This is a genomic window from Pseudomonas sp. NBRC 111133, from assembly GCF_001320605.1.
Classification (GTDB): Bacteria; Pseudomonadota; Gammaproteobacteria; order Pseudomonadales; family Pseudomonadaceae; genus Aquipseudomonas; species Aquipseudomonas monteilii.
Genome location: NZ_BCBJ01000039.1, coordinates 1 through 6859, shown reverse-complemented (window position 1 = coordinate 6859; position 6859 = coordinate 1). Strand labels below are relative to the sequence as shown.

Below are 6859 nucleotides of genomic sequence, written 5' to 3'. Positions count from 1 at the left end.
GGCCGTGGCGAGACCATGCCGCTGTCTTCGAGCGTGCGGTAGGCCTGCTGCACGGTGCTCAGGCTGACGCCATGCTCCACGCTCAGGGCGCGCACCGATGGCAGGCGCTGGCCGGGGCGGTACAGGCCCTGTTCGATGCGGGCGCCGAGCAGTTCGGCGAGGTTCAGGTAGAGGGTCACGGCATACTCCTGCGCTGCATTGGCATAGCGACCGGTACAGTTGGGTTGAAAATACAGCATTCAGTCGATCTTCAGCCAATTCTGTATGGGAATAATAAGGCTGTATTGGATCTGTATTGCCGGTGCTGCCGACGCGCATGCTTTCTCCACGGTATCAATCGAATGGGAGAATGCAGCGATGGGTGGCATGAGCGATGTGCGCTTGCAACTGTTGGCCAAGGAGCTGGAAGTCGGGCAGCAGGCCAAGGTATTCAACGCGCCGGAGGGTTTGGGGCGTTGGGGGCTGATGCTGCATCGCTGGCACACCCGCAGGGCGCTGCTGCAGTTGACGGATGACGAGCTGCGCGATGTCGGGCTGAGCTGGGAGCAGGCCCGGACAGAAGGGCGTAAGCCCTTCTGGAAAGATTGAGGCCTTAGACCAGTTCTTTAAGCCGGTGCCACAACATCCCCAATGCCAGCAGCGGCGAGCGCAGGTGCTTGCCGCCAGGGAAGGTGATGTGTGGCACCTTGGCAAACAGCTCGAAACGCCCGCTCTCCTGGCCGCTGATCGCCTCGCCCAGCAGGCGTGCGGCCAGGTGGGTGGCGTTGAGCCCATGGCCTGAATAGGCCTGGGCGTAATACACATTCGGCTGGCTGGCCAGGCGGCCAACCTGTGGCAGGCGGTTGGCGCCGATGCCGATCATGCCACCCCACTGGTAGTCGATGCGCACGTCAGCCAGCTGCGGGAACACCTTGAGCATCTTGGGGCGCATGTAGGCGGCGATGTCCTTCGGGTCCCGACCTGAATAGTGACAGGCACCGCCAAACAACAAGCGGTTGTCGGCGGACAGGCGGTAGTAGTCCAGGGCCACGCGCTGGTCGCACACCGCCATGTTCTGTGGCAACAGCACGCGTGCGCGTTCTTCGCCCAGCGGCTCGGTAGCGATGATGTAGCTGCCCGCAGGCAGCACCTTGCCACCTAATTCGCGGTTGAGGTCGTTGTGATAGGCATTGCAGCACAGCACCAAGGTCTTGGCGCGCACCCGACCCTGGGCAGTATGCACCTGCACTTCGGGCCCGTAGTCGATGCGGGTAACCTCGGACTGTTCGAACAGCTTCACGCCCAGGCGGCTGGCCACGGCCGCTTCGCCCAGGGCCAGGTTCAGCGGGTGCAGGTGGCCGGAGCCCATGTCGACCAGCCCGCCCACATAGCAGTCGGCACCGACCACGCTGTGGATATCGTCCTTGCCGACCAGCCGCAGTTCATGCGCGTAGCCCAGGCTGCGCAGTGCTTCGGCGTCCTCGGCAAAACCCAGCAATTCGGCGGGTTTGTTGGCCAGGTCGCAGTAGCCCCAGGTCAGGTCACAGGCGATGGCATGCTTTTCCACCCGCTCGCGGACGATCTGCACAGCCTCCAGGCCCATCAGCTTCATGCTGCGTACACCTTCCTCGCCAATTACCGGCAGGAACTGTTCCAGGCCATGACCAACGCCACGGATCAACTGCCCACCATTGCGCCCACTGGCGCCCCAGCCCAGTTTGCGCGCTTCCAGCAGGATGACAGAGAAGCCGCGTTCGGCCAGCTCGATGGCAGTGTTCAGGCCCGAATAGCCGCCGCCGACGATGCAGACATCGGCGCTGTGGTCACCTTGCAGGAAGGCGTGGTCAGGGTGCGGCGCGCTGCTGGCGGCGTAGTAGGAGGCGGCGTGCTGCGCGCTGTGGATCATTGGCTCGTTCCTGAGGACTGGTGGGCTAGGGGGGGAGGATAAGCCCGGCCTTTGGGGTGGGCAACCGGCCTTCAGTCTGGCGCGGTTAATTGTAGGAGCGGCCTTGTGTCGCGAAAGGGGTGCGCAGCGCCCCCGAGGCTATCAGCTTCGCGGCAGATATTGCCGGGGCCGCTCTGCGGCCCTTTCGCGACACAAGGCCGCTCCTACACAGAGCCAGTGGGCCTATAATCCCGCCATTGTTTACGCTGAATATCGCCATGTCCTGCAACCGCCACAAGATCCATTTCCTGCGCGAACTCATCCCCTCATTCGAGTGCGAACCCGGCTGCCACGACTGCTGCGGCCCGGTCACCACTTCGACGGAAGAAATGGCCCGTCTGCCACGCAAGTCCCAGGCCGAGCAGGACGCCGCCCTGGAGCGCCTGGATTGCGTGCACCTGGGCCCCAACGGCTGCACGGTGTACGAAGAACGGCCCATGATCTGCCGCCTGTTCGGCACCACGCCGCGCATGGCCTGCCCGCGTGGCCGTGGCCCTGAACCGATGATCGACCCTGCCGCCGAGCAACTGGTCCACCAGTTCATTGCCACTACCCGCCAGGTGCTGGTCTAGCCTCAGTCCGGAATCGGCAGGCAGAGGCTCTCCTTCACCTCCTCCATCACGATGTAGCTCTTCGATTCGCGCACATGCGGCAGCTTCAGCAGGATGTCGCCAAGCAGCTTGCGGTACGACGCCATCTCCGAAATACGCGCTTTCACCAGGTAGTCGAAGTCACCCGACACCAGGTGACACTCCAATACATGGGGCAGCTTCAACACCGCGCGGCGGAACTCCTCGAAGGTGTCGCCCGATTTGTAGTCCAGGCTGATTTCCACGAATACCAGCAGGCTGCCCTTGAGGTGCTGCGGGTTCAGGCGTGCGTTGTAGCCCATGATGATGCCCTCGCGCTCCAGGCGGCGAACCCGCTCGGTGCAAGGGGTGGTGGAAAGCCCAACTTTCTCGCCCAGTTCGGTGAAGGAAATACGCCCGTCATTCTGCAGGATACGCAGGATGTTACGGTCGATCTTGTCCAGTTCACGCTTGCTCTGGTGCTGGGTTCTCATAGGGGATGCCCCTCCGTGAAAGGCGATTTTGCCGAGAATTCTCGCCAATAATAGGCTTTTATATAGTGAATTGCACTGGTCTCAAATTCCTATACTGCGCCTATTCATGCCATTTCAATAAAAGTCTGCGGCGTGCCGCGTGTGAGGGATATAACGATGCGAGTTCTGGTACTTGGTAGCGGCGTAATCGGAACCGCCAGTGCCTACTACCTGGCCCGGCAAGGTTTCGAAGTGACGGTGGTCGACCGCCAGCCGGCGGTGGCCATGGAAACCAGTTTTGCCAACGCCGGTCAGATCTCGCCCGGCTATGCCTCGCCCTGGGCCGCACCTGGCGTGCCGCTGAAGGCCATCAAGTGGCTGCTGGAGCGCCACGCCCCCCTGGCCATTAAGCTCACCGGCGACGTCGACCAGTACCTGTGGATGGCACAGATGCTGCGCAACTGCACCGCCAGCCGTTACGCGGTGAACAAAGAGCGCATGGTGCGTCTGTCCGAGTACAGCCGTGACTGCCTCGACGAGCTGCGCGCTGAAACCGGCATCAATTACGAAAACCGCAGCCTGGGCACTACCCAGCTGTTCCGTACCCAGGCCCAGGTAGACGCCGCGGCCAAGGACATTGCCGTGCTCGAACAGTCCGGCGTGCCTTACGAATTGCTCGACCGCGACGGCATTGCCCGCGTTGAACCGGCCCTGGCGGGTGTAAAAGACATCCTGGCCGGTGCCCTGCGCCTGCCTAACGACCAGACGGGCGACTGCCAGCTGTTCACCACCAAGCTCGCCGACATGGCGCTAAAACTGGGTGTGGAGTTCCGCTTCGGCCAGGACATCCAGCGCCTGGACTTCGCTGGCGACCGCATCAACGGTGTGTGGATCGACGGCAAGCTGGAAACCGCCGACCGCTACGTGCTGGCGCTGGGCAGCTACTCGCCGCAGATGCTCAAGCCGCTGGGCATCAAAGCCCCGGTTTATCCGCTGAAAGGCTACTCGCTGACCGTGCCGATCACCAACGGCGACATGGCCCCGACGTCGACCATTCTCGATGAAACCTACAAGGTTGCGATCACCCGTTTCGACAACCGCATCCGTGTGGGTGGCATGGCTGAAATCGCCGGTTTTGACCTGTCGCTGAACCCGCGTCGGCGCGAAACGCTGGAGATGATCGTCAACGACCTTTATCCTCGCGGCGGTGACCTGAGCCAGGCCAGCTTCTGGACCGGCCTGCGCCCGGCGACCCCGGACGGTACGCCGATTGTGGGTGCGACCGCGTTCCGCAACCTGTTCCTGAACACCGGTCACGGAACTTTGGGCTGGACCATGGCGTGCGGCTCCGGTCGTCTGCTGGCCGACCTGATTGCGCGCAAGAAGCCGCAGATCAGTGCCGAAGGCCTGGACATTTCCCGTTATGGCAACAGCCCGGAAGTGGCCAAGCACGGGCAGACTGCGCCGGCTCACCAGCAGTAAGTTCGCCAGTACCGGCGCTTTCGCGGGCTCGCCTGCTCCCACAGGTATTTCACAGGTTTTGAAAGCTGTGCAGTACATGTGGGAGCGGGCTTGCCCGCGAAGAATCCAACACCGATTTCAACCCGAACCACCATAAGGCAGCCGCCATGCGTCCCGCCCGCGCCCTGATAGACCTCCAGGCCCTGCGCCACAACTACCGTCTGGCCCGTGAACTGACCGGTGCCAAAGCCCTCGCCGTGATCAAGGCCGACGCCTATGGTCATGGCGCCGTGCGCTGCGCCCTGGCCCTGGAGGCCGAAGCCGACGGTTTTGCCGTGGCTTGCATTGAAGAGGCGCTGGAACTGCGCGCCGCTGGCATCAAGGCCCCAGTGCTGCTGCTGGAAGGCTTTTTCGAAGCCAGCGAGCTGGGACTGATCGCCGAGCACGACCTGTGGTGTGTGGTGCATTCGCTGTGGCAACTCGAAGCCATTGAGCAGACCCAGGTGCACAAGCCGCTTACTGTCTGGTTGAAGCTCGACAGCGGCATGCATCGTGTCGGCCTGCATCCGAAGGATTACCACGACGCCTACCAGCGCCTGCTGGCCAGCGGCAAGGTGGCGCGCATCGTATTGATGAGCCACTTCGCCCGCGCCGACGAACTGGATGCCGACGCCACCGCCCAGCAGATCGCCGTGTTCGAGGCCGCCCGCCAGGGCTTGGCCGCCGAGTGCAGCCTGCGCAATTCCCCTGGCGTGCTGGGCTGGCCACAAGCGCCCAGCGACTGGGTACGCCCAGGCCTGATGCTGTATGGCGCCACCCCGTTCGAAGTGGCCCAGGCCCAGGCCGAACGCCTGCAACCGGTCATGACTTTGCAATCGCGGGTCATCAGCGTGCGCGAGTTGCCTGCCGGCGAGCCGGTGGGCTATGGCGCCAAGTTCGTCAGCCCGCGGCCAACCCGTGTCGGTGTGGTCGCCATGGGCTATGCCGATGGTTACCCGCGCCAGGCGCCCAACGGCACCCCGGTGCTGGTGGCCGGCCAGCGCACCCAGCTGATCGGCCGGGTGTCGATGGACATGCTCAGCATCGACCTCACCGATGTGCCGCACGCCACCGTCGGCAGCCCGGTGGAACTTTGGGGCAAGCAGGTGTTGGCCAGCGAAGTGGCCGCGCATGCAGGCACCATTCCGTACCAGATCTTCTGCAACCTGAAGCGCGTGCCGCGGGACTACATCGGCGAATGACACGCTGAAGCGGACAGGTTGAGGGGCGGTGTGTTGTAAATACTGAACGGCATTGCCATGATATCGTTCACATCCACCCCCCATTCCACCGTTTCAGGAGGCTCCAGCTTTGGACGTCGGCGAACGACTGCAAGCCATCCGCAAGCTCAAGGGCCTGTCCCAGCGTGAACTCGCCAAGCGTGCCGGCGTGACCAACAGCACCATCTCGATGATCGAGAAGAACAGTGTGAGCCCCTCGATCAGCTCGCTGCGCAAGGTGCTGAGCGGCATCCCCATGTCCATGGTCGAGTTCTTTTCGGTCGAGCTGGAACCTGAAAGCCCCACGCAGATTGTTTACAAGGCCCACGAGCTGATCGACATCTCGGACGGTGCGGTGACCATGAAGCTGGTCGGCAAGTCGCACCCCAACCGCGCCATCGCCTTTCTTACCGAGGTGTACCCGCCGGGTGCCGACACCGGTGCCGAAATGCTCACCCATGACGGCGAGGAAACCGGCATCTTGCTGGAAGGCCGCCTGGAACTGGTGGTCGGCAACGAGATCTTCATCCTCGAAGAAGGCGACAGCTATTACTTCGAAAGCACCCGCCCGCACCGTTTTCGCAACCCCTTCGACCAGCCGGCGCGGTTGATCAGTGCAGCGACGCCTTCAAACTTTTGATCCAGCGCAGTGCATTGATTCGGCAATACCCCTTTCCTGTGTAGGGTCGTTTCACGGCCTCTGGGTTCCCGCTATACTTTTCAACGCTCGCCGTTCCGTGGCCGCGAGCGTGATTAGCCACCATGAGGGTGTTCGCGTGAACCAAATCAAGAAGATGCTGGCCGTACCAGCAGCCGTATTCGCCCTCTGGGCAATGAGCGCAACCGCTGCGACCAACGACGACATTGCCAAGCGCCTGGAGCCGGTAGGCCAGGTGTGTGTCCAGGGCCAGGAATGCAAAGGCATGGAAGTGGCTGCAGCGGCGGGGGGCGGGGGCGCCAAAACGCCGGATGACATCATCGCCAAGCACTGCAATGCCTGCCATGGCACCGGCCTGCTCGGCGCGCCGAAAATTGGCGACACCGCCGCGTGGAAAGAACGCGCCGACCACCAGGGCGGGCTGGATGGCATCCTGGCCAAGGCCATTACCGGCATCAACGCCATGCCGCCGAAGGGCACCTGCGCAGATTGCTCGGATGACGACCTGAAAGGGG

At 62.9% G+C, this 6859-nt stretch carries 9 protein-coding genes; 6 read left to right on the top strand and 3 right to left on the bottom strand.

The annotated features are described in order from the left end of the window. On the bottom strand, positions 1 to 179 hold a 179-nt coding region (locus tag APH36_RS08070), incomplete at its 3' end, for a GntR family transcriptional regulator (protein WP_177337092.1). A 178-nt stretch (positions 180 to 357) separates the two neighbouring features. Here APH36_RS08070 and APH36_RS08065 point away from each other — a divergent pair. Beyond that, positions 358 to 588, top strand: coding sequence for a DUF1127 domain-containing protein (locus APH36_RS08065; protein ID WP_060498197.1), 231 nt, complete (start codon positions 358 to 360; stop codon positions 586 to 588). Between the two features lie 4 nt (positions 589 to 592). Here APH36_RS08065 and APH36_RS08060 read toward each other — a convergent pair whose 3' ends face one another. Beyond that, positions 593 to 1885 (bottom strand): FAD-binding oxidoreductase, encoded by a 1293-nt coding sequence (locus tag APH36_RS08060; RefSeq protein ID WP_060498196.1) that lies wholly within the window; start codon positions 1883 to 1885, stop codon positions 593 to 595. 257 nt (positions 1886 to 2142) lie between these two features. Between APH36_RS08060 and APH36_RS08055 the strand changes: the two genes are divergently transcribed. After that, a complete protein-coding gene (locus tag APH36_RS08055) occupies positions 2143 to 2496 on the top strand; it encodes a YkgJ family cysteine cluster protein (RefSeq protein ID WP_060498195.1) in 354 nt (117 codons plus the stop codon). Between the two features lie 2 nt (positions 2497 to 2498). Here APH36_RS08055 and dadR read toward each other — a convergent pair whose 3' ends face one another. Then, positions 2499 to 2987, bottom strand: coding sequence for a transcriptional regulator DadR (gene dadR, locus APH36_RS08050; RefSeq protein WP_003258963.1), 489 nt, complete (start codon positions 2985 to 2987; stop codon positions 2499 to 2501). A gap of 156 nt (positions 2988 to 3143) precedes the next feature. Here dadR and dadA point away from each other — a divergent pair, with 156 nt between their 5' ends. From dadA to APH36_RS08030, 4 genes are all read left to right on the top strand, one after another. Continuing rightward, positions 3144 to 4448, top strand: a complete 1305-nt coding sequence (gene dadA, locus APH36_RS08045) for a D-amino acid dehydrogenase (RefSeq protein ID WP_016712682.1) — start codon at positions 3144 to 3146, stop codon at positions 4446 to 4448. A gap of 146 nt (positions 4449 to 4594) precedes the next feature. Then, entirely contained in the window at positions 4595 to 5668 is a 1074-nt protein-coding gene (alr, locus tag APH36_RS08040; protein WP_060498194.1) for an alanine racemase, read from the top strand. Positions 5669 to 5777: 109 nt separating this feature from the next. Continuing rightward, positions 5778 to 6326, top strand: coding sequence for a cupin domain-containing protein (locus tag APH36_RS08035; protein ID WP_012274808.1), 549 nt, complete (start codon positions 5778 to 5780; stop codon positions 6324 to 6326). A gap of 154 nt (positions 6327 to 6480) precedes the next feature. Next, on the top strand, positions 6481 to 6859 hold a 379-nt coding region (locus APH36_RS08030), incomplete at its 3' end, for a cytochrome c5 family protein (protein ID WP_060498198.1).